At 59.5% G+C, this 22,892-nt stretch carries 16 protein-coding genes and 3 pseudogenes; 10 read left to right on the forward strand and 9 right to left on the reverse strand.

The window, feature by feature from the left end; all coding sequences use genetic code 11:
* Positions 1-28: 28 nt before the first annotated feature.
* Together CUJ89_RS29855 and CUJ89_RS29860 are read right to left on the reverse strand one after the other, a co-directional pair.
* The gene (locus CUJ89_RS29855) at positions 29-1,672 is read right to left on the reverse strand and encodes a DUF2334 domain-containing protein (protein ID WP_114180869.1); all 1,644 of its coding nucleotides are present in this window, start codon (positions 1,670-1,672) and stop codon (positions 29-31) included.
* Positions 1,673-1,684: 12 nt separating this feature from the next.
* On the reverse strand, positions 1,685-1,990 hold the full coding sequence (locus CUJ89_RS29860) for a hypothetical protein (RefSeq protein WP_236654990.1): 306 nt from the start codon (positions 1,988-1,990) through the stop codon (positions 1,685-1,687).
* A 988-nt stretch (positions 1,991-2,978) separates the two neighbouring features.
* On the opposite strand from CUJ89_RS29860, the gene CUJ89_RS29865 reads away from it, so the two are divergent.
* Entirely contained in the window at positions 2,979-4,925 is a 1,947-nt protein-coding gene (locus CUJ89_RS29865) for a glycosyl transferase family protein (RefSeq protein WP_236654991.1), read from the forward strand.
* Positions 4,922-6,616, forward strand: a complete 1,695-nt coding sequence (locus CUJ89_RS29870) for a bacteriophage N4 adsorption protein A (RefSeq protein ID WP_114180871.1) — start codon at positions 4,922-4,924, stop codon at positions 6,614-6,616. The genes CUJ89_RS29865 and CUJ89_RS29870 overlap by 4 nt, the downstream gene beginning before the upstream one ends.
* Before the next feature lie 35 nt (positions 6,617-6,651).
* On the opposite strand, the gene CUJ89_RS29875 is transcribed toward CUJ89_RS29870, so the two are convergent.
* A complete protein-coding gene (locus CUJ89_RS29875; RefSeq protein WP_114180872.1) occupies positions 6,652-7,620 on the reverse strand; it encodes a hypothetical protein in 969 nt (322 codons plus the stop codon).
* 302 nt (positions 7,621-7,922) lie between these two features.
* Positions 7,923-8,367, reverse strand: a pseudogene (locus CUJ89_RS29880) (phosphate acyltransferase); the annotation flags it as partial.
* Positions 8,368-8,538: 171 nt separating this feature from the next.
* On the opposite strand from CUJ89_RS29880, the pseudogene CUJ89_RS29885 reads away from it, so the two are divergent.
* Positions 8,539-8,785, forward strand: a pseudogene (locus CUJ89_RS29885) (IS30 family transposase); the annotation flags it as partial.
* A 92-nt stretch (positions 8,786-8,877) separates the two neighbouring features.
* Here the strand turns inward: CUJ89_RS29885 and CUJ89_RS29890 are convergent.
* Both CUJ89_RS29890 and CUJ89_RS29895 read right to left on the reverse strand, forming a co-directional pair.
* Entirely contained in the window at positions 8,878-9,564 is a 687-nt protein-coding gene (locus CUJ89_RS29890) for a TetR/AcrR family transcriptional regulator (RefSeq protein WP_236654992.1), read from the reverse strand.
* A 75-nt stretch (positions 9,565-9,639) separates the two neighbouring features.
* Positions 9,640-11,100 (reverse strand): efflux transporter outer membrane subunit, encoded by a 1,461-nt coding sequence (locus tag CUJ89_RS29895; protein WP_114181630.1) that lies wholly within the window; start codon positions 11,098-11,100, stop codon positions 9,640-9,642.
* Between the two features lie 76 nt (positions 11,101-11,176).
* Here CUJ89_RS29895 and CUJ89_RS29900 point away from each other — a divergent pair, with 76 nt between their 5' ends.
* From CUJ89_RS29900 to CUJ89_RS29915, 4 genes and pseudogenes are all read left to right on the forward strand, one after another.
* Positions 11,177-11,794, forward strand: a complete 618-nt coding sequence (locus tag CUJ89_RS29900; protein WP_114181631.1) for a TetR/AcrR family transcriptional regulator — start codon at positions 11,177-11,179, stop codon at positions 11,792-11,794.
* A gap of 83 nt (positions 11,795-11,877) precedes the next feature.
* The gene (locus CUJ89_RS29905; RefSeq protein WP_114180874.1) at positions 11,878-12,993 is read left to right on the forward strand and encodes an efflux RND transporter periplasmic adaptor subunit; all 1,116 of its coding nucleotides are present in this window, start codon (positions 11,878-11,880) and stop codon (positions 12,991-12,993) included.
* Complete coding sequence (locus CUJ89_RS29910; RefSeq protein WP_114180875.1) at positions 12,990-16,130, forward strand: efflux RND transporter permease subunit; 3,141 nt, start codon at positions 12,990-12,992, stop codon at positions 16,128-16,130. The genes CUJ89_RS29905 and CUJ89_RS29910 overlap by 4 nt, the downstream gene beginning before the upstream one ends.
* A gap of 33 nt (positions 16,131-16,163) precedes the next feature.
* Positions 16,164-16,304, forward strand: a pseudogene (locus tag CUJ89_RS29915) (SDR family NAD(P)-dependent oxidoreductase); the annotation flags it as partial.
* Positions 16,305-16,308: 4 nt separating this feature from the next.
* Here CUJ89_RS29915 and CUJ89_RS29920 read toward each other — a convergent pair.
* A complete protein-coding gene (locus CUJ89_RS29920; RefSeq protein WP_114180876.1) occupies positions 16,309-17,400 on the reverse strand; it encodes a helix-turn-helix domain-containing protein in 1,092 nt (363 codons plus the stop codon).
* Between the two features lie 358 nt (positions 17,401-17,758).
* On the opposite strand from CUJ89_RS29920, the gene CUJ89_RS29925 reads away from it, so the two are divergent.
* From CUJ89_RS29925 to CUJ89_RS29935, 3 genes are all read left to right on the forward strand, one after another.
* Complete coding sequence (locus tag CUJ89_RS29925) at positions 17,759-18,565, forward strand: SDR family NAD(P)-dependent oxidoreductase (RefSeq protein ID WP_114180877.1); 807 nt, start codon at positions 17,759-17,761, stop codon at positions 18,563-18,565.
* A gap of 79 nt (positions 18,566-18,644) precedes the next feature.
* A complete protein-coding gene (locus tag CUJ89_RS29930; RefSeq protein WP_114180878.1) occupies positions 18,645-18,941 on the forward strand; it encodes a YciI family protein in 297 nt (98 codons plus the stop codon).
* A 23-nt stretch (positions 18,942-18,964) separates the two neighbouring features.
* A complete protein-coding gene (locus CUJ89_RS29935; protein WP_114180879.1) occupies positions 18,965-19,672 on the forward strand; it encodes an SDR family oxidoreductase in 708 nt (235 codons plus the stop codon).
* A 310-nt stretch (positions 19,673-19,982) separates the two neighbouring features.
* Here the strand turns inward: CUJ89_RS29935 and CUJ89_RS29940 are convergent, their stop codons facing one another.
* On the reverse strand, positions 19,983-21,056 hold the full coding sequence (locus tag CUJ89_RS29940) for a porin (protein ID WP_114181632.1): 1,074 nt from the start codon (positions 21,054-21,056) through the stop codon (positions 19,983-19,985).
* Between the two features lie 186 nt (positions 21,057-21,242).
* Positions 21,243-22,685, reverse strand: coding sequence for an MFS transporter (locus CUJ89_RS29945; protein WP_114180880.1), 1,443 nt, complete (start codon positions 22,683-22,685; stop codon positions 21,243-21,245).
* Positions 22,686-22,892: the final 207 nt, after the last annotated feature.

Raw genomic sequence — 22,892 nt, forward strand, 5'->3', positions numbered from 1 at the left:
GTCGCACGAGGTTGCCACCACGCTCGCGTCACTTGGCAGTCGTGCCGTCTACCCACTTGTAGCCGAGATTCGTAATGCCGGTCACCATACTCTGGAAGTCCTGGTAGGCCGGCAACCCGAGATCGGGTTCAAGCCAGTACGGATGGAAGAAGAAGGACGCGAAACCGTCCCGCACCGCCAAACCGTACTGAGCATTGGTCACGATTTGCTGCCATGTGTACGAGATACACGAGAACGGGTCGATATTGCAGATGTTGTACTGGACACTGCCCAGGTTCTCCGGGACGATCCGCTGCCCGTAGTAATCGGAGTTGATGATGTACGGGAAGAACTGCCCGGCCGAAAAGTCCTGGTTGGCTGCACCCGTTCCGAGTTGCGGATTGGTCGCGGTGTAGTAGACAGCCCGCTGGAACGTCGTCGGGAACTCAAGGGCAGTGGCCGCCGCTGCATTCGGCGACATCTGGTACTGCGGCGCGGCCCAGCCGACGATCTTGTAGCCGTTGGTCGTGAACTCGGAGATACCCTCGGTCATTCGGCCTGTCGCCCAGGGAATGGAGTCCTCATCGACAGGACGGTTCTGCACCGCATACCAGAACTCGTAATCGCTGCCGCTGACCGCATTCAGAAGATTCGGCGTCGAATCGTACTGGTGCGTAAGTCCGTGCACCACGATCGAGCCGCCGTGCGTCACAGCATAGTTCAACGCACTCTTGAGACCCGTCGCCTGTGCCAGGTGGATAGTCTCGGGGACGCCTCCGTTGTAATAGCCGTTCGGATCCGTATACACGGGAATGGTTGCCATCGTGAACGGAATCCTCTTCGAGTACAGGTAGTTCGTGAGCGTTCGCATCGAACTCGTCGTCGTATACGCGTCAAGGTCCTCCAGACGGACGAGCGCACGGTGATTCACCGGTGCATTGGTCTGCAGGATGTCGTGCAGGATGTCGCATATCACCAGGTATCGATCCGTCGGGCCGATGTAGGAAAACGGCATATCCGCGAAATACCAGAACTTGCCCGAGCGCATGATGTATGGCGTGGTCGCCCCACTCACGCTGTTCTTGATGGTGACGAGCGCTTGCGCCTTGGTGGCATCGACGACCTGGGTCAGTCCGATATCCGGATCCGCGTTGATGGCGCCGGTTGACGCGTTATACGCGTAGTACTTGACCATCGACAGGTTCTTGTACGTGACCGTGTCGTAGAAGCCGGGATTCGGATTGCTTGACGAAGGTGCCGCGTTCAACCCGGCAATGCCGGAAAAGCTGAACCCGAAGGTCTGGTTGAAGGTGTAGGCGGTGTTCCATGCCAGCTGCCACAAGTTGTATTTGAACCAGACCACGGTTTTCGTGGCGGTCATCACGTCGCTCATGAACGCCGTCGGAATCGGGTTGTTGTAGTAGTCGCCAATATAGAACGTGACATCGTGGTTCGCGACCATTCCGGCCGTATAGTTCTGTATCGGAACCAGATCGACCGTCGCATTGAAATGGCCAAGCAAGTTCCTCAGCATAATGCTGTACATCAGGCCAAGCTTCGAATACGGGTCGTTGGCCGGATTATCGTATAGTACGAGAGTATGTGCAGTGGTGGCCTGCGCGTGCACCGTGCTCGGCAACATCATTTGCGCGAATCCGGCAAGCAGGGCTATGACGATCAAGATCTTTTTCATGGCCGTTTCTCCCTAGTCACGTTCCACATTGCCACCGGCTTTCTTGACGGACTTCCTGTTGAACAGAGGACGCCCGGTCTCCTTGTATGCCTTCTCCCAATCCTCGTCGGACATGCCTGGCTTCACTTTGACCTGGGCGGACCCGTTCGGTAATGGAGGAGGCTTAACCTTTACTGCAGATGAATTGTTTTTATCCTGCGCATTCGCATCCTGAACAGCGACGGCGAAGACGAGCGTGGAGATTAATGTGACGAGTGATCCGACGACACTCAATCCTTTCCGAAATGACTGATCACGATGAGAAAGCATGATTTTCATCCTTTGATATGCAAATTAAGTTAATCTCGTTAACGAAACGAGCACGGCGATGTGCCATTCAGAATGAGGGCGTTATGTCGTGATTTTTCCTGCGCGCCTTATACCCAAAAAAATCCGGGATTGGATGGTTTTACTTTCAAGCTAAAACCGTACCATCCGTCGCAAATGGGCACTGGGTCAGGGCACCGAAATTGGCGCGTCCCGGCAGCCCGGAATTGTCTCGATAAAACGTTTCAGGCGTGCAACGTCGCCGGTGTCGCGAATTTGATCGGACAAACGAGCAAAACCAGTTCTGATGATTCAGGGAAAACCAGTTCCTCCCTGCGCTCCGCAGTTGCCGACGCGGCAATCGACCCGGATAGCTCGCACGCGCAATGACGAGTGGAAGGCCGGATTTTCGGGCTCGATTCCAATCTTTCCGGCCCGTGATCTCTGGAGTTGCATGACGATTTCCCGATGGCCGCAGTCAGGGCCTGGGAAAGGGTCCGACAATTACCTTTCATCAGATCCGTCGACCGGGTGTTTCAGCACTGAAACATTTGGCTCGGATTCGGTGGGTCGATCTTGTACGGCGCACCCCCGACGCCCGGAAGGTCAAGGGTCGCGCCGCGATGGCGCACGACTTGCTTGATGAGCAGTGGATTGAGAAGACGGTACGCGGAGAGCCAGCGAGGCGCTGGATCGAGAGCGGCTGCAAGCGTTGATGAATGCCGGGTTCGTCCCGGCTGGAGACGGCGGCAAGCCAGCGAAAAACCGGCTTACGGAAGTCATCCACCGAACACGTTGCATTTTTGATGATGTTGCGTGGTCGCGTCGGGAAAGCGCCAGACCTCACGGAGTCTTTTGCGAGCAACCGAAGTTTGTGTGACGCAAGCCACGGAGTGGGAGTGACGGGTCGACGAGGACGGGGTGTGATTCGTCTTACGTTGGTACGAGGGGGCAGAAGCACAGACAAGAGAAAAGCGCGGGGAAAATGATGGATCACATAATGTGGAGTACGTATTTATATGCGCTTAACATTGTCGCCATTGTGACCGCCATCGTCATCCTGGTGAGCACATTGGATGACCTTACGCTGGACGCCTGTTACTGGTCATTCGAGATCGGGCGGATTCTGCGTCGCGAGAAATCGCAGACGATTGATATCGGCATGCTGCGTGCGCAGGAAGAGCACCATCTCGCGCTGATGGTGCCGGCCTGGAAAGAGTATGACGTGATCGCCAAGATGATCGAAAACACTTTGGCGACCATCGAGTACGAGCGATATGTCATCTTCGTCGGAACCTATCACAACGACGCCGAAACCACGGCGGAGGTCGAACGGATGGTCCGCAGGTACCCGGGCAGGGTGACGCGCGCAACGGTCATGAACGATGGGCCGACCTGCAAGGCAGACTGCCTGAACTGGATCATCGAAGCCATCCTGCGCTACGAAGAAGTCCATCATATTCAGTTCGCGGGCGTCGTCATGCACGACTGCGAAGATGTCATTCATCCGGTCGAACTCAAGTACCTCAACCATGCCGTTGCGGATAGCGACCTGGTCCAGCTTCCTGTTCTGTCGTTGCCCCGGAAATGGAACGAGTTCGTGGCCGGATGCTATCTGGACGACTTCAGCGAAACGCACCAGAAGGACGTGCCGGTGCGAGCCCGTCTGACCGGCGTCGTCCCGGGCGCGGGTGTTGCATCGTGCTACAGCAGGCGCTCGATCGAAGCAGCGATGAAGGAGCGCGACGGATGCCCGTTCAACACCAGTTCGCTGACCGAGGACTATGACTTCAGCTTCCGGTTGAGAGACCTGGGCATGAAGGAAACCTTTGCACGCTTTCCGCTTTCGGATATCACGCGCGAAGCGGGAACCAAGCGTGCACATGGCCGAGCCGTCAATCGAAACCTGTTGGCCACGCGCGAGTATTTTCCAAAAACATTTCGTACGGCATACAGGCAGCGCGCGCGCTGGATCCTCGGCATCGCTTTTCAGGGCTGGGAGCAACTCGGCTGGAAAGGCGATCTCCTCACCCGCTACATGTTCTTCCACGATCGCAAGGGCATCGTGACATCGCTGTTTTCGGTGATTGCCTATGGCGTGCTGCTCAACTTCGTGTTGCTTGCCGTCCTTCAGAAAGCCGGCCATGTCGTGCCTGTCAGCGCTTCGCTCGTCATGATGGGCGACTGGGTAGCGCCGCTGCTATGGGTGAACACCGCCATGCTGTTTGCCCGCGCCGGGCAGCGCTACCATTTTGTCAGCAAGCTGAACGGCCCGGTCCAGGGGCTGCTCTCGATTCCGAGGATGTTCGTCAACAACCTGATCAATTTCTACGCGGTTTGCCGCGCGTGGCGCATCTATATCAGCCACCTGACGAGCGGCAAGCCGATCGCATGGGACAAGACCAGTCATACGTACTTGTCGAACGAAGCGCTCGGGAAGGTGCGCCGCAAGGTCGGCGAGATCCTGGTCGGTTGGGGCGTGGTCTCGCTGGAGCAATTGCAGGCAAGCCTCGAGAAACAACTGATCTGCGGCAAGCGCCTGGGCGAACTGTTGATCGAAGGCAGCGCAATCTCCACCGACTCGCTGGCGGATGCGATCGCAGAACAAGCGGATCTCCCCCGGGTAAGCCTGGGCAATGTGGCCGTGGGCCACTTCGCGGACTCGCTGGCATTCGAGCTGCAGTACGCGTATCGGGCCGTCCCGTTTTCAACCACGGACGACGGCACGTTGAACGTTGCGGTCGGGCGGCCGCTCACGCAGGACGAACAGGATGTCGTGCGGCGAGGCGCCAGAACGAACGTTGCCTATTTCATTGCCTGCGATGCGGAGATTGCAGCCGAACTCGCCCGACACTCGCGCTTCGTCGAACTCGCACGGGTACGCGGCGGCGACGACGCGACGCCGCAGATATCTCCGATGCAAAAGCCGACGGGAGAACAGGCATGAAGCGCTCAAGACTCCCGATCGCGATGGGCCTCCAGCGCTGCGCCCGGTTGAGCGCCCTGGCTGTCGCCATGTCGCTGGCCTGGCCGGCCCCGACATACGCCGCGCAATCGCTCACCCCCAAGGCTTATCGGCTCGCGGATGGCGCATACAAGGCGATCAACGCCGGCGACCTGCCCCGCGCGGAAGACTATGCGTTGCGTGCCCTCAAGGTTCAGCCTCGAAGCGAACAGCTCGGGCTGCTGCTCCTCGATATACTCAGGCGGGAAGGAAAAGTCGACGAAGCGGACGCGATGGTGGAATCGCTGAGCGTTCGTTTTCCGAAAAGCGCGGCAGTCCGGGCGCAACATGGCTACCTGGCGCAGCGGCAGATGCATTACGACGTGGCGTGCAGCGATTTCTCGGCCGCCGTCGCGACGGGAAAATGGAGCAAGGAGCAGCAGCGCAACCTGCGCCTCGCGTGGTCGGACAGCGCGCTCGCGGCGAATCGCCTGCATGAAGCCGGCGTTGCACTGGCGCCGCTGGCCGATGAAAAATCCGCCGTGATTCAGCTGCGTATCGCGCAGTTGAGCTTGATGTCGGGCGATCGCGAAAGCGCCATCCGCGTGGCGGACCTGGCAGCCAGCGACGCGTCGACCGACGCCGAGCGGAAGATGGCCGTGTCGATCGTGACGCAGGCTCAGCAACCCGAGCAGGCGCCACAAATACCGGTAGACGATACCGCGACACAGAAGTTGCAGCAGGCCTATGACCTGCTACGTGAACACAAGGATCGCGAGGCCCTCGACGCATTCCAGGAGGGCTTCAACGGCGGAGCCGGCAACGCGATGAACTACGCCGACGCAGGCTATGCCGCCAAGCGCATCGGCTTGAACGAGCAGTCCGTTGAACTGTTCGAGCATAGTCTCGACGCCGATGAAAACGAACACAAGTTCGATGCGCAGCACAAGTTCGGCTATCGACGAGAAGTCGAGCAACTTCAGCGCACCTGGGGTTTCGTGCTGAGCGCGCCATACCAGTCGGCCGCGTTCGGTCCGCAAGGCACCATCAGCGTGTTGCAGCCGGGTATCGAGGCGTACTGGCAGCCACCGAAGATCGGCTATCGGAACGGGCGCATCCTCCAGTTCTTCGTGCGCGGATACGGCACCGCATACGACGGGACCGGCAACGTGACCGGCATGCCGACCGTGCAGGGGTCGGTGGGGGTGCGCTACAAGCCGCTGCCCGACCAGAACGTCGTGATGACCGCCGAGCGGCTGTTCCACATCGGCAGCCTGTCGATGACGGACTGGCTGATGCGGCTGGGGTATTCGTCGGAAGGGGGTACCGACCTGAGGGTCACCGAACCGAGCTGGCGTAGCTGGCAGGCCTATGTCGAAGGCGCCTACTTCATCAAAGCAGGCCGATACATCATCTATTCGGAGTTGCGTTACGGGCACACCTGGCGTTTGACGATGATCAGCAACCGGCTGACCGTCTACCCGCACGCCGCGATTGCCGGCGATCACGACAACCGCCAGCCGGACAAGACGGCAATCGGCGCGGGGCCCGGCATCCAGTTCCGCTACTGGTTTCGCGAAGGCCGATATACCGCACCGGCAAGCTATCTGGATGTCACGGTGCAATACCGGTTTGCATTGACGTCAGCGGTCCGCGCACGTGGTCTCGTCGTACGCGCGACATTGTGGTTCTGATCAACGACGCTGACGCTTTACTACAGAGGGTGCAATCAGTTGGGCGACTTGAGCGTAATGATCGTTTGACGCAGCAACTGGAAGTAGGAGCTCGTCGAATACGGGAGCATCTGTTCGACATAGTTCCACCAGAAGAAACCGCCGATGAAACGCGGATCGTTCATGGTGCCGACCATCGGGTAATAGGTCTTGATCAGGTTCTGCTGCACCGAGGCCGGCGCGGCGGTATCCGAGGTGCCGATTTCGCCGAAGCCTACCTTGGCGTTCGGGAAGATGCTTTCCAGCGCCGCAAAATCGTTCTTCCACGACGGATTCAGCCCCGGGCAATCCTGATACGGGTAGTAGCTGAACAGCGCATAGTCGGCCTGCTGGCGAACCGTCGAGGACAGGAAGGTCGTCGGCCAGGTCTTCCAGTAATCCTGGGGTTTCTCCCAGCAGTTGGTGCCCTTGCTGTCGTCGTTGTAGTACAGCGTGATGGCCGTCTTGCCGCCGTTCGATTTGACGATCGTGTTGGCCGCGGCAACCATCTGGCCGATTTGCTGCTCTTGCGAATTGACCACGGAGTTCGTACCGCTCGGGTTGGCACGCAGCCATTCGCCGTTGATTTCGTTGGCGATCTCCCACACGTCGACGGTGTTCTTCAGCTGAGACACCAGCTCCTGCGTTCTCGCTTTATACGTGGCGAGGTCCGTCGGGAAATAGTAGGAATCGTAGACTTCGCCCATCACATACGCGACTGCGTGCAGGCGCAGCAAAGGGGCGTAGTAGTCGGCGGCCGACGTACCCGGATCGAACACGACACGCACGGTCGGCCGGTACGGCAGGTTCTGCAGCGACGCGATGATGGTATCGAGTTTCGTCAGATCGTCGAGCGTCACGCCGTAAACCGGATTCTTCAGGGGTTCGACCTGGGCTTGAGCGGACTGGGACAAGGGCAATAGCCCTGCATAGGCAATGCACGCGGCAACGGCCGTGCGCGAAATGTTTTTCGTCAGTTTAATCAAAACTTCATTCCATCCTAAAGTAAGAAGAAGCGCGATTTTAGACGAAAATAAAAGCTAATTATCGGACGATATCGGAAGAAATGGCTCCGGAACATCGTGAGGCCGATGCCGAAGGGGCGGGCGCCGGCGCATCACGCAGGTGAAATTGCGACGCGATGCTGCCCGGAGACATGTCCAGCATCCCTAAACGAATATCCAACAACATTGGTTCACAAGGCGGCCGAATAGTGAAACCCGTCACCACCGGGATCCAGCTATGCGACGCCTTGCGAACCCTTCGCCGCCCTACTTCCGACGCTCGATCAAGCAGACGTATTGCGGTTGGCTTCAATCACCGTCAGCGCCGCCATGTTCACGATGCGTCGCACCGTCGAACTCGACGTGAGGATGTTCACCGGCGCGTTGACGCCAAGCAGGAACGGTCGCACCGCCGCGTTGCTGCCTGCCTCGGTCTTGAGCAGGTTGTACGCAATGTTGCCCGCGTCCACGTTCGGACAAACGAGCAGGTTGGCAGCACCCTTAAGGGGCGACATTGGAAGAAGGCGCGACCGCAGCAATCGTGAATTCCGCGATCTGTTCCGCTCTGCGATCAGCGTTGATGTGCGCATCCACCAACGGCACTGTCCGCTGGTCGAGCAACAGAATGTTCATTGCCGGGTAGGTGGAAACACCAAGCTTCCTGCCGATCACTTCGTCGACGAACCCCATGTAGGCGTGACAGTTGTTGAAGGTGCTTGTCGACCCGCATCGCGACTCCCGCGGCAATGGCCAGGTCGGTAGCGCCCCGCCGGTCAGCCACGCTCGCTCAAAGCTTGGAGCTCTCTCGTTTGGGGCGAGCAAACGCTCCCCATTCGAACCGAATGGTTTCGCGACGGCCCAATCGTTCCAGTTGAATTCCTCCGCCAATCGCAGAACGAGCGACTCACCGTGGCCACCGACATAAGGGTCTATTTTTGTGATCCGCAGAGCCCTTGGTAACGTGGCTCGAACGAGAACACAAATGGGCTCCTGAGACAGTACTTCCCCGAAGGGATCGATTTCTCAGTCTATTTCGCAGGCCAAGCTCAACGCCGTAGCTAGGCGGTTCAATGAGCGTCCGCGAAAGACCCAAGACTTTGATACACCAGCCGAACGATTTCATCAGTTCGTTGCATCGACGGGTTGAATCCGCAAACCCGAACGGACACTCTATCAGCCATACTCCGTTTACTCTCTGGCCGCCTCCACGCGCGCGACGACCAGGAGACTTGGCTAATATCAACTGATGGACTGAATCGCTTGATCGGGTATCTGTGGAGAAGACGCAAGATCAAACTGTGCTTCAGTCAGGACCGGTGCATTGCAGAACATCTTATAAAAAACGTTGCTCAAAATCGCTTCGGCCGAAGCGTTCGACAGATCATTGGGCATCGTCATATTGAAGTAGAGGATGCCATCAATCAATGCAATAACGGCGAGCGCGTGGTCGGAGAAAGGGCCCGGCAACTGTACGTTGATGCGTTTGCATGACTGCTCAATCAAGTACGCGATCATGTCGCGCTTTTGCAGGCATAGGGCATTCACGTGTTGCCGGAATTTCGCGTCACGCATGGCATGCAAACGTGCCTCAGCCCAGATGATGTAGTTGTTGTCGTCGGGATAGCACTGCGCGTACAACAAGGTGAGCTGCACTTGCAGGTTTTCGCTGGACGGTGCGGCGTCTCGCAGCTTCTGCAAGTTTTCTTGAATGTTCTGGTGATCGAGACGGAGCAATTCGACGAAAAGATCGCTCTTGCTGCCGAAGTTCGAGTAAAACGCGCCGCGGGTATAGCCAGCCTGGGCCGCGATATCCTCTACGCTTGTCGCAGCAAACCCTTTTTCGGCGATGCTCGACGCTGCAGCGTCGAGCAGGCGACGCCGGGTTTGCTCGCGGCTTTCTGCTCGCGTCATTCGTTTGGGCGGCATGCGGCAAAAGCCTCATTAAGCAAAGAACGATGGCAATAATCCATACTCTTGCCACGTCGTTGGTGCGTGGGGTTGCTATTTGATCGCGACAGCTTCGGATCCTCGAGGTTGCCATCCGCCACCGAGCGCCTTGAAGGCCGCAACCGCTGCGCGTGCCGATTCCGTTTGTGCCTGCACCCGCTCATCCGAGGTGCGCAGCAAGTTTTCGTCGGCCTGCAGGACTTCAATCAGGCTGACAACACCTTTCTGATAGGCCGCGAATGAGGCGGCTCGCGCCCGGCCGAGCGAGTTCACTCCTTGGGCGAGCACCGCAGCCTGTTCCTCGCGCTTGACCAGTGCCGAGAAAGCGTTCTCGACATCTTCGGTCGCATGCAGCGCTGCCAGCCGATACGCAGCCAACATTTCGGCATCCTGCCCTCTGGCCTGCCCGATCTGCGCATTGATACGGCCGAAATCGAACAACCGCCAGCGCAGCCCCAGCACGCCAGCGGCCTGACTGGCACCACCGGTGAACAGATTGCCAGCGGCCATTGATGTTGCGCTGCCGATCAGTCCACTCAGAGAGATTTTCGGGTAATACTCGGCGATAGCCACGCCGATGCGCGCGTTCGATGCAGCCAGGCGACGCTCGGCCACGATCAGGTCGGGCCGGCGCCGGAGCAACTCTCCCGGCGATCCTGTAGCCGCGATCTGCGGGGCAACCGGTATGTCGCCCGGTTCAATCAGTTCGGCTCGATGCGTGCCGGGCTGGGCACCCAGCATCACGTCCAGCGCGTTCAAGGCCGATTCCAGAGCCGTCTCGAGAACTGGGACGGATGCCCGTACCTGGGCCAGCGCACCTTCAGCCTGGCTCACCTGAAGGTCGGCCGCCAGTCCTTTGCCATACAGAAGGTTGATGGTCGAGAGCAGATCCTGTTGCGTCTGCACCTGCTTGCGAGCAACGTTCAGACGGGCCTGCAACCCACGAATGGTGATGTAGATATCGGCAGTCTGCGCTGCGACAGCCAGGCGCGTGGCCGCCGCACCCGCTTCCGAAGCCTGATATTCGGCAAGTGCCGCTTCGCGTCCGCGACGCAGGCCCCCGAACACGTCCAGTTCCCAGCTCGCGCTGAAATTGGCCTCATAGTCGTTGCCGTAACGGTCGAAGCCTGGCGTCGAATTCAAGACCCGCCCCAATGGGGTTTCAACAGATTGATAGACTCTCGCCGCCTGGCCGCTGACATTGCCGGACGGCAGCAGCGCAGCGTTCGCCGCGCCAAGTCCCGCGCGCGCCTGCGAGACGCGAGCGGCGGCTTGCGCAAGGTCCAGGTTCTGTTCCAGCGCGAGCGTGACGAATCGTGTCAGTTGCGGATCGTCGAAACCCGTCCACCACGTGACAAGGTCGGCACGGGCCGCCGCGTGCCGGTGATCCACCGCGGCCTGACCCAGGAACTGGTCCGGCATCGCTACATTGGGCCGGACATAATCGGGGCCTACCGCGCAGCCTGCCGAGAGGCTGACGACAATGACCGCGGCAAGGATGTGTTTGGGTAGCATGAGCGTCTTCGCAAGGTTCTTGTGGTGACTATAATACCAAATAGTCACTAGTTGTCCATTCCTGTATGCTATGCCCATGAAAAAAGCCTCCACTTCTCCCATCCCGGCGCGCGGCCCCGCTGACCATGAGGTGCGGGATCAGATCGTTGTCGCCGCCACCGAGCACTTCAGCCGGTATGGCTACGAGAAAACGACGGTCTCCGACCTCGCCAAGGCGATCGGGTTCTCCAAGGCCTATATCTACAAGTTCTTCGAGTCCAAGCAGGCCATTGGCGAGATGATCTGCGCGAACTGTCTGCATCAGATCGAAACCGAGGTCAGGACGGCCGTCGCGCAAACCGATCTGCCAGCGGAGAAGCTGCGGCGGATGTTCAGCGTGTTCACCGATGCGAGCCTCCGTCTGTTTTTCCAGGACCGCAAGCTCTACGAGATTGCCGCATCGGCGGCCACGGAAAACTGGCAGGCTGTGCTTGCGTATGAAGCGCGCGTCCAGAAGCTGCTTCAGGACATCCTGCAGGAGGGCCGGCAAAGCGGGGACTTCGAGCGCAAAACGCCCCTCGATGAGACCGCGATGGCGATCTATCTGGTGATGCGCCCCTACCTCAACCCGATGCTCCTGCAGTACAGCTTCGATTACACCAAGGTCGCGCCTGCCCAACTGTCCAGTCTCGTGCTCCGCAGTCTGTCGCCCTGAGGCAAATCGCAATTGTGACTATTGACTAAATTAGTCACTAGAACCATAATGAAAGCCCCGATCACTCCATCAATGGGTCTTTCATGCTCCGGCGTCGCCTTGCTATCTCTGCAGTCGTCTGTGCACTGCCATTTGCGCTAGCCGCCTGCGGCGCAAAAGCCCCGTCCGATCCGCGCACGGAGGCGCCCCTGGTGCGCACCGCCATCGCTCAGGCGGCGATCCCCGCTTCCCGTTCGTTTACCGGAACCGTCGCCGCGCGCGTGCAGAGCGATCTCGGATTTCGCGTCTCCGGCAAGGTGCTGGAGCGGCTGGTGGATGCCGGGCAAACCGTCAAGCGAGGTCAGCCGCTGATGCGCATCGATCCCATCGATCTGAGGCTTGCCGCGCAGGCCCGGCAGGATGCGGTCACCGCCGCGCGAGCTCGGGCGCAGCAGACCGCGCAAGATGAAGAGCGCTACCGCGAGCTGCGCGGCACCGGAGCGATATCGGCCTCGGCCTATGACCAGATCAGGGCCGCGGCCGATGCCGCCAAAGCTCAGCTCAGCGCGGCCGAGGCGGACGCCGGCGTTGCGCGCAATGCGGCGGGTTATGCCGAGCTGGTAGCGGACGGCGACGGAGTCGTGATGGAAACGCTGGCCGAACCGGGCCAGGTCGTCAGCGCCGGACAGCCCGTGGTACGCGTGGCCCACGCCGGGCGCCGTGAGGCTGTCATCCAGCTACCCGAAACCTTGCGCCCTGCCGGGGGTTCGGTCGCCCAGGCCACGCTGTTCGGCAACGGCGGCGTCAGCGTACCGGCGACGCTGCGCCAGCTCTCGGATGCGGCGGATCCGCGTACGCGCACCTACGAAGCACGGTATGTGCTGCAGGGCGCGTTGGCCGACGCACCGTTGGGCGCCACGGTGACAATCCAGATTCCGGACGCGCGCTCCCTGGTGCAAGGCGGTTTGCAGGTGCCGATCGGTGCGCTGTTCGACGCGGGCAAGGGACCGGGGGTGTGGGTCATCAACGGCGAACCGGCAAAGGTTTCCTGGCGACCGGTTACTGTCGAACATCTGGACGACGATAGTGCTCGCGTCGCCGGCGAGATCAAGCAAGGCGACCGGATCGTCGCGCTCGGCGCGCAACTGCTGCGCGAAGACGAGCAGGTACGGGTGACGAGTCAAGCCGTCGCCGTCGCTTCCGAGGGAGTCCGTCCGTGAGCGAAGGCCGTTTCAATCTGTCGGCGCTCGCAGTGCGCGAGCGCTCCATTACCCTGTTCCTGATCTGCCTGATCTCGTTGGCCGGCCTCGTTTCGTTCTTCAAGCTGGGCCGGGCAGAAGACCCCGCGTTCACGGTCAAGGTGATGACCATCATCACCGCGTGGCCGGGGGCCACCGCGCAGGAAATGCACGATCAGGTCGCCGAGAAAATCGAGAAGCGCATGCAGGAGCTGCGCTGGTACGACCGGAGCGAGACCTACACGCGCCCAGGCGTGGCCTTCACGACGTTGACGCTGCTCGACAGTACCCCGCCGTCAGAAGTGCAGGAACAGTTCTACCAGGCCCGGAAAAAAATCGGCGACGAGGCAGCCAACCTTCCGTCTGGCGTGATCGGGCCGATGGTCAACGACGAATACGCGGATGTCACGTTCGCGCTGTTTGCCCTGAAGGCGAAGGGCGAGCCGCAGCGCCTGCTCGTGCGCGATTCGGAGACGCTGCGCCAGCGGTTGCTGCACGTGCCGGGCGTGAAGAAGGTCGACATCATCGGCGAGCAGGCCGAGCGCATCTATGTCCAGTTCTCGCATGACCGGCTGGCAACGCTCGGCGTGAGCCCGCAGGACGTGTTCGCCGCGCTCAACGGCCAGAACGCGCTGACGCCGGCCGGCTCCGTGGAGACCAAAGGTCCAGAGGTGTTCATCCGTCTGGACGGTGCCTTCGACAACCTGCAGAAGATCCGTGATACGCCCATTGTGGCGCAGGGCCGCACACTGAAGCTGTCGGATATCGCCACCGTCACGCGCGGTTATGAAGATCCGGCAACCTTCATGATCCGCAACAACGGCGAACCGGCCCTGCTGCTGGGCATCGTGATGCGCGACGGCTGGAACGGGCTGGACCTCGGCAAGGCGCTGGACAGCGAGGTCGGCGCAATCAACGCCGGGCTGCCGCTGGGCATGAGCCTGACCAAAGTCACCGATCAAGCCGTCAACATTCATTCGGCGGTCGACGAGTTCATGCTCAAATTTTTCGTCGCGTTGCTGGTGGTCATGCTGGTGAGCTTCGTCAGCATGGGCTGGCGCGTGGGCCTCGTCGTTGCCGCTGCCGTACCGCTGACACTCGCGGTGGTGTTCGTCGTGATGGCCGCGACCGGCAAGAATTTCGATCGCATCACGCTCGGATCGCTGATCCTCGCACTCGGCCTGCTCGTGGACGACGCGATCATCGCGATCGAAATGATGGTGGTAAAGATGGAGGAAGGCTACAGCCGCATCGCCGCCTCCGCCTATGCGTGGAGTCATACGGCCGCGCCGATGCTGGCGGGCACGCTGGTAACCGCCGTCGGCTTCATGCCCAATGGCTTCGCGCGCTCCACGGCCGGCGAATACACCAGCAACATGTTCTGGATCGTCGGCATCGCGCTGATCGCATCGTGGGTCGTCGCCGTGGTCTTCACACCCTACCTGGGTGTGAAGATGCTGCCCGACTTCAAAAAGGTCGAAGGCGGTCACGACGCGATCTACGACACACCGCGCTACAACCGCTTCCGTCAGCTGCTCACGCGCGTCATCGCGCGCAAATGGCTGGTCGCCGGTTCGGTCGTGGGCCTCTTCGTCATGGCCATCCTCGGCATGGGCGTGGTCAAAAAGCAGTTTTTCCCGATCTCCGACCGTCCCGAAGTGCTGGTCGAAGTGCAGATGCCCTATGGCACGTCGATCTCGCAAACCAGCGCCGCCACGACGAAGGTCGAAGCGTGGCTCGCGAAGCAGAAGGAAGCCAGGATCGTCACCGCCTACGTCGGGCAAGGCGCGCCACGCTTTTACCTGGCGATGGGGCCGGAACTGCCCGATCCGTCGTTTGCGAAGATCGTAGTGCGCACGGACAGCCAGGACGAGCGCGACGCATTGAAGCAGCGACTGCGTCAGGCAGTCGCCAACGGTCTCGCCTCCGAGGCGCGTGTGCGAGTCACGCAACTCGTATTCGGTCCGTATTCGCCGTACCCGGTCGCCTACCGTATCTCTGGCCCGGACCCGGGCAAGCTACGCGGTATTGCGGGAGAAGTTGAGCAGAGGATGGAGGCCAGTCCGATGATGCGCACGGTCAACGCTGACTGGGGTACGCGCACGCCCACGCTGCACTTCACATTGCAGCAGGACCGTCTGCAGGCGGTGGGGCTGACATCCGGCGCCGTAGCGCAACAACTGCAATTCCTGCTAACCGGCGTGCCTGTCACCGCCGTGCGTGAGGATATTCGAACCGTGCAGGTCATCGCGCGTTCGGCCGGCGATGTTCGTCTCGACCCGGCGCGGCTCGGCGACTTTACGCTGGCTGGCGCGAACGGGCAACGCATTCCGCTGTCGCAGGTGGGCAAGGTCGACGTGCGCATGGAGGAACCAATCATGCACTGGCGGGACCGCGTGCCGACGATCACGGTACGAGGCGACATCGCCGACAACCTTCAGCCGCCGGACGTGTCGACGGCGATTACCAGGCAGCTTCAACCCGTCATCGCAAAGCTTCCGACCGGCTACCGTATCGAAGAGGCGGGCTCCATCGAGGAATCGGCCAAAGCGACCAAGGCCATGTTGCCGCTCTTCCCGATCATGCTGGCGGTTACGCTCATCATCATCATCTTCCAGGTGCGCTCGATTTCCGCAATGGTGATGGTGTTCCTGACCAGCCCGCTGGGTTTGATCGGTGTGGTGCCTACGTTGATTCTGTTCAGGCAGCCGTTCGGCATCAATGCGCTGGTCGGCCTCATTGCGCTGTCGGGCATCCTGATGCGCAACACGCTGATCCTGATCGGGCAGATCCACCAGAACGAACAGGCGGGCCTGGTTCCATTCCATGCGGTCGTCGAGGCCACCGTCCAGCGTGCCCGCCCCGTGATCCTGACGGCCATGGCGGCGATCCTCGCTTTCATCCCGCTGACCCATTCGGTGTTCTGGGGAACCCTTGCGTACACGCTGATCGGCGGCACGTTTGCCGGGACGATTCTGACCCTGGTCTTCCTGCCGGCCATGTATTCGATCTGGTTCAAGATTCGACCCGACAGTACCACCGGCTCGCGCAAAGATCGGCATGAGCAGGCGCAGCCTCCCGAGCAAACGCTGCAGGACGCGCTCGACGCGGGCAGTTAAAACACTATCAATTCCACCTGAAGGGAGCTGTTCATGTCGAATGCCACTATTGTCGTTGTTACCGGCGTGTCCTCGGGTATCGGACGCGCCGCCGCCGAGATGTTTACGAGGCGGGGGTGCCGAGTATTTGGCACCGTGCGCAGCATCGCAAAAGCAGCGCCTATCTCGGGAGTCGCTACTACCCGGCTGTATTCGTATTCGGCTCGCTATTGTTGACACCAATTTCCGTTCGTACCTTTTGCGGGGTTTTTCCGGTCCATGAGTGGAATGCCCGAGCAAAGGAATTGGAATCGTCAAATCCCAGTAGAAAAGAGATCTCCGCGCTAGACATTGTTGTGTTGCGAAGATAGTGATATGCCAGAGATTCGCGCAAGGTATCCAGCGTTTGCTGGAATGATGTTCCCTCATCTTGAAGCCTGCGCTGCAATGTGCGGGCGCTGACTGCCAGTTTTCGACTGATTACTTGCATCGACACCTCACCCGCCGGGAGGGTCTCCAGCAGCGTGCTACGCACTCTTTCCGCCATGCTGGCCGTCCTGTCCAGGTCAGCTAACCTCTGGCGCAGCGAAGGCTCAAAAAACAACCACATCTTGTGGTTTTCGGTCAGGAATGGCCGCTCGATATCCTCCGCAGAGAATACCAAGGTGGCTAGGGGCGCATCCGTAACGGGCACGCCGAAATATGCTTGGTAGGCGGGCGCGCGGTCGTTCCGTGAGCTCGTCGCCAACGGCCAACTCACGCGCAACGGGCGCACAGGGCTGCGTGTCGCCAGGCGCGCGAGTTGCACGAAAAAGACCAACTTGAAAGTAAGAAAGACATCAGGCGGCGGCAGGGTGTGATCGAGGAAATCGATGGAGACGGTGGTGTGCTCAACCGCGCGGTCGATCCGAATGATCATGGGGGCGATCAGTCTGACGTACTTCGCAATCCGATCGAGTGCTCCGCCCATATTTGAACTACACAGCGCGGCGAAAAGCTCGGGATCGAACCAGTCCGATGACATCACCTTGGCGATCTGCAGCGCGGCCGGTACTTCCGCATCGATTGCTGCTGCCTCGGCCTCGATGGCCTTCCACAGCTTGAAGAAACTGGTCGGATCCAGGCGAACACTCTGGCGCGAAAAGAGATCACCCGGTAGCTGCGCACGGCGCAGAACTGGCGAAGCTGCAAGACCTGCGTCCTGCATCAACAGGCGCCAGCCCGGCCAGATGGCATAGTCAGTTGGGTGGCCGTGTCGACCACTCGGCGGATGCTCGCTTTTCGTATTCATCGTGAGAGTCTATCCAGCAGATTACGCCATCACAATAGCAAAATGCGCCAATTGGCCTCCCACAATATTGGCGCGTTCGGCTGGTAGCTTGGCGTGTTCCGCTAGTGCTGGTGGCGTAACTGGCAGGCAGAATTGCAGCAACAGTCAAGGGTTGCCCGAAGAGATTTTCAGATCGAATTTAGCGCAATCCCGTTGCCGAGCAAGCATGGCCGTCATGCATGAAGATAGTCGAGCGTCTCTCGCCAACGCTCGCTGAATCGTCATAGTTGGAGGCCGGCAATGACGAACTCAAATCCATCTACATCAACATTTTTTCGAAAGCCGTGATAGGCCATTTCGAATAACGGGAGCTGGCAAGATGAAGAAGACAATTCTGATTACGGGCGCATCGTCGGGCTTTGGTTTGATGCTTGCGAACAAACTCCACAAAGACGGCTTCAATGTGATCGGTACCAGTCGTCAGCCGGAAAAATACGCACGCAACGTGCCCTTCAAGTTGCTGCGCCTTGACATCGACGACGACGCTTCCATCGAGTCGTTCACTCGCGAGCTTTTCACCTATACGAAGCAACTTGACGTTCTCGTCAATAATGCGGGCTACATGGTGACCGGCATCGCTGAAGAGACGCCGCTTGAAGTCGGCAGGCAGCAGTTCGAAACCAACTTCTGGGGTACGGTCAAGGTCACAAACGCGTTGCTCCCTTACTTTCGTAAGCAGAAGAGCGGCCAGATCATCACCGTAAGCTCCATTGTCGGCTTAATCGGCCCGCCAAACCTGTCCTATTACTCGGCTTCAAAGCACGCAGTCGAAGGCTATTTCAAGGCTCTGCGTTTTGAACTAAACCAGTTCAACGTCAAGGTCAGCGTGGTGGAGCCGGTGTGGTTCAAAACCAATCTCGGCCAGAATTCCGTTTCGTCGACAGGCGGCAATATCGCCGACTACGACGCTTACCGTAAGCAGGTTCGTGCCGCCACGCAAAAGGGTATCGATGACGCGGAGGCGCCCGACTCGGTCGTGCATACCATCACGAAAATCATCGGCACGAAGGAACCGAAGTTCAGCAATCCGGTGGGCAAGATGACCGGGATGATTCTTTTCCTGCAAAGCTACGCGCCGAAGATGTTCGAAAGCTCGATTCTCAAGAGCGTCAGGACCGCCGGATAAGCACACCCGAAGCTGGCAGATCAAACAGCGCCGTCAATTTCATACGATTACGGTGCTAAACGTTTAGTGAGGAATATCGATGAAGTATTACCTGTGCAAGTTCATTCCTCCGCGGCCCGACTTTCTCACGACAATGTCGGACGACGAGTTGAAATGGATGAAGCAGCATGGCGCTTTTCTCGATGAGCTGCTCGCGCAAGGCGTGATTGTGGCTCACGGCCCGGTGATTGATGACACTGGTGGCTATGGCGTCTCCCTGTACCAAATCTCGGACGATGACGACATCGCCGCTTTCACCTCGCAAGATCCCATCGTGAAAAATGGCGTCGGTCACTATGAGCACTACGTCATGCTGCATTTAGCAGCGCGTCACTGATCCTCTGTTTTAAGGAAGTCGTCGTGAAGATTCAAGGTTCTGTCGCGCTCGTTACCGGTGCCAATCGCGGACTGGGCGCCGCATTCACACGCGCATTGATCGCCGGTGGCGCGGCCAAAGTCTATGCCGCGGCGCGTGATCCATCTACCGTCACAGAGCCGGGCGTGGTGCCAGTATGCTTGGACGTGACCCGCGCCGACCAGATCGAAGCGCTCGCCAGCGAATTGGGCGACGTGAGCTTACTGGTGAACAACGCTGGTGTCGGAGGCTCCGGGCCTGTGCTTTTGCCATCATCCATCGACATGCTGCGTCAACAGTTCGAGACAAATGCCGTAGGTCCATTACGCATGGCGCAGGCCTTCGCGCCGATCCTGGCTGCGTGCAGCAGTAGTGCCGTGATCAACGTGATTTCTGCGCTGAGTTGGGCCACTCTGCCAGGCATTACCGGCAGTTACAGCGCATCGAAGGCTGCCGCTTGGGCTTTGAGTAACGCGATGCGGCAGGAATTGAGGGCCCAGGGGACAGAAGTTCTGTCGCTGCATGTCGCGTTCATGGATACCGACATGGCGCGGGGAGCACCTGGACCCAAGGCATCTCCCGACGAGGTTGCGCGTATGGCGATCGCCGCATTGGAGGCCGGTCAGTCTGAACTCTTGGCCGATGAGGTTACCCGTAGCGTGCATGCTGGCCTTACTGCAGTGCCGCCGATGTATCTTGGAATGCTTGGGTGACGCTCGATCCGCGGCGCGCCCCGAGCCACGGGAATGCGCGGGACTTTCCGGCTGTGTTCTCTCCTGGGACGATGCCGTTGCATCGACCGGTTGAATCCGCCGCCCTGAGTTGCCATTCAGGTTGACGTGACCAGAGCGGCCGCTTCCGAGTGTACAACCGTCACTCGCAGGCAGAGTTGGTGCGGACCGAGCACGCGCCGTCCCCGTGCAGGCTTCATCGAGGCGGCTTCGCCATCTGCCGAACGACTCCGACCTGCGGCAACCGTCCTTTCGATTCAATCAGTCGGGTGCTGATCGACCGGGTTTGGAGTTAGAACGTATGCCTAATGCCGACCGCAAAGGTGTTGCCGGTGGGGTGGTCGCTCAACTTGTCCAGCGAATAAATCGCGTAAATGTCCGTCCGCTTGGATAGAAGGTGGTTGTAACCGAGAGAAGCCGTGTTGCGAAGACTGTTGGTCGTAGGCGTAGGTCCGGACCGTTGTGTACGTGCCCACTCGGCAAGCAGGAAGTCGGCCGGTGAGAAGGGGATCGACAGACCAGCCTCATAGGTGTGACTGCCTGTCGGCGTACTCACGTCACTGGTCATCGCCCACGCCCCGTAGAGCGTTACGAGCTTGAAGTCGTACGCGGCGCCCGCGAGGTACGCATACTGCGCCCCCACCGGCCCTGCTGCGGTGTACCGTACGCGTTGACCGGACAGGACTGCCGTGAGACCGTGACCTTGATAAGTCAAATGAACGCCGAGATTACCGATGCCAGCCGAACCCGCAACGCCACCGAGGCCGTAGATTACCGTTGCACCGAAACCCTTAAAGGTCGGGGTCGTATACTTGGCGGTGTTATTCCACACCGTATCTCCGATAATCGTGCCGCCATAATTGGCCACGAACGTCTGGACGACCAGCGGAGAGAATACGACCGATGATCCGAATGGATTGACAAGTGATTCGGCCGTGTAGGTCGGATTTCTTTGCCTCCCGAACGTCAACTGGCCGAAGTCGCCTTGAAAGCCCACGTACGCGTTGCGCGACCAGAATGGGTCCGTCGTATTGCGCCCCTGCGCGCCGTTTTGGGGTTGGAAGAAGCTCTCAAGGGCGAAGATGGCGCTAACGCCGCCGCCCAGATCTTCCTTGCCTCGAATGCCCCAGAACGACGTGGTCAGTCCGCCACTCCCCATGAGCACTGTGGATTGGGGCGTGTCGCTACGTTTGACACTTCCGACATAGGTGCCAACCAGCCCATAAAGCTGGACTTGGGAGCCGCTATCTGCGCGTGCGCCGACCGAAGTCAATGCCAGGCTGGAACAGAGAATCATTGCAACTCCGAGCGTGCCAAAGACTTCCCGCACAGAAGCACCGCCCATATCCTGTTGTTGCTTTTTCATTTCGGTTGTCTCCATTCAAATTTTTATAGGCGACTTTTTCCTCATTCAATCAATACGTACTACTGATGGAATAACGCGGAACGCTTGAGTTTGTTTCAAGCATGTCGCCGAAGCTGAGGGGGTGCGAGCTTGGAAGCTCCTTCCCTTGAGTCATATCAGGATAAGGAGCCGCAGGAAACGCGACTGTTACGGGGAGATCTCCTCAAGCGCGCGATTGGTCGTCTCCACCATTCGCGCAGCGACAAGGAAGCCCACTGCACTGACCACGGCAAACATGATGAATACCGCGGCGATGCCTTTCCCGGTCAACACGACGCCGACAATCGCGGGCGCAGCAGCAGACGCTGCTCGCAGCCAAGAAGTCGCGAGACCCGTGCCAATCGCGCGCATCCGGGTCGGATAGATTTCGGGGGTGTACAGGTACAGAAGGACCGTTGTAGTAGCCATCACTGCATAGGCCGACGATCCCAGGAACATCACGGACCATGCGCTGCCAGCGCCATGAATGCCGAGTGCGGCGAGCAGAATTCCGCTGATGACGAAGCAGGCCATTGCCCAACGGCGGCGCCCGACCCGATCAATCAGCAACGCGCAAGCAAGCACCCCGCACGTACTCAGGACGTTCGAGACGGACGCCATGTGAAGCGATTCTTGCAGAGGCAGATGATAGACCGTCTTGTAGAGGCTCGGCAGCCAGTTGTTGATGCCATTGGCCACGAAATAAGAGCTCGCCCAGAGCAACCATACGACAACGGTGCGGCCTCGGTAGAACGGCGAGAAGAGTTCTTTCCATGTTCCCTTCTGCTTCGACTGCAGTCCGTTCAGCAGGCCCACCACGCGCTCGTCAACCTCCGCCTTCTGCGTCTGCGTATCGAGGTTGCGCTTCGGCGTGCTGGCCTCGAGCCGCTCGATGATGCGTTCAGCCTTGTCGAAACGCCCCCGTGAAATGAGCCAGCGCGGCGATTCTGGAAGGCGTGCGATGAGGATCGCTACGACGCCGCCGGGAATTCCGCCGATCAGGAACATATATTCCCAACCGAAGCGGGGAACGATGAAAGCGCCAAGCTGGGCGGCCGCGAGCAGACCCAGCGGGAAAATGAGTTCGTACAGGATGAAGAAGCGGCCTCGGCCATGCGCCTGTGACAGCTCGTTGATATACGTGGCGGCCACGGGGACTTCACCCCCCACGCCGATGCCTTGCAGGAAGCGCATCAGAAACAGCATATGGAAGCTGCCGGTGAAGGCGCATACGACGCTCATTGCCGACATGACACCGACTGTGATTGTGGCGCTCGGCACCCGCCCGAGGCGCTCGGCAAGCCAGCCGAAGACCAACGCGCCGACGACCTGGCCAAGATAGCCGGCAGCGATCAGCACGCCAATCTGGCCAGTAGAAAGATGCCAGAGGCCCACCAGTACGGGCAGGACGAAAGCGAGCGAAAGTGCGTCGAATGCATCAAAGAGGGTCGCGCTGCCCATGACGATCCGTGCTTTGGTGTGCCACTTGCAGAACGGCACGTTCTCGATGCGGAACAGCAAGTTTGCAGCACGCAATTGCTCGCTCGCGGGGCGCGTTTCGCTCGAGGGATGACCAAGGCCGACGCCGTAGGCGGTCGAAGGGGTGTTCATGCTGTCTCCTGAAAAGCTGCATTTTATGGGCCCTCGGTTTTCTTCTTGTTTTGAAGCACCGATCGCGTTTCTCTCTTGTTCTGTCGCGATGCTGAAGCTTGTTTGGTCCTGTTATGGGCGACGCATAGAACGTGGTTTCGTGCGTCGCCGTTACTGCTTGACACGGATAGCGAAGCGGGGGCAGCGCTTCGCTATCGCCATAACGGC

Origin of the sequence: Burkholderia pyrrocinia (assembly GCF_003330765.1) — a bacterium.
Classification (GTDB): Bacteria; Pseudomonadota; Gammaproteobacteria; order Burkholderiales; family Burkholderiaceae; genus Burkholderia; species Burkholderia pyrrocinia_B.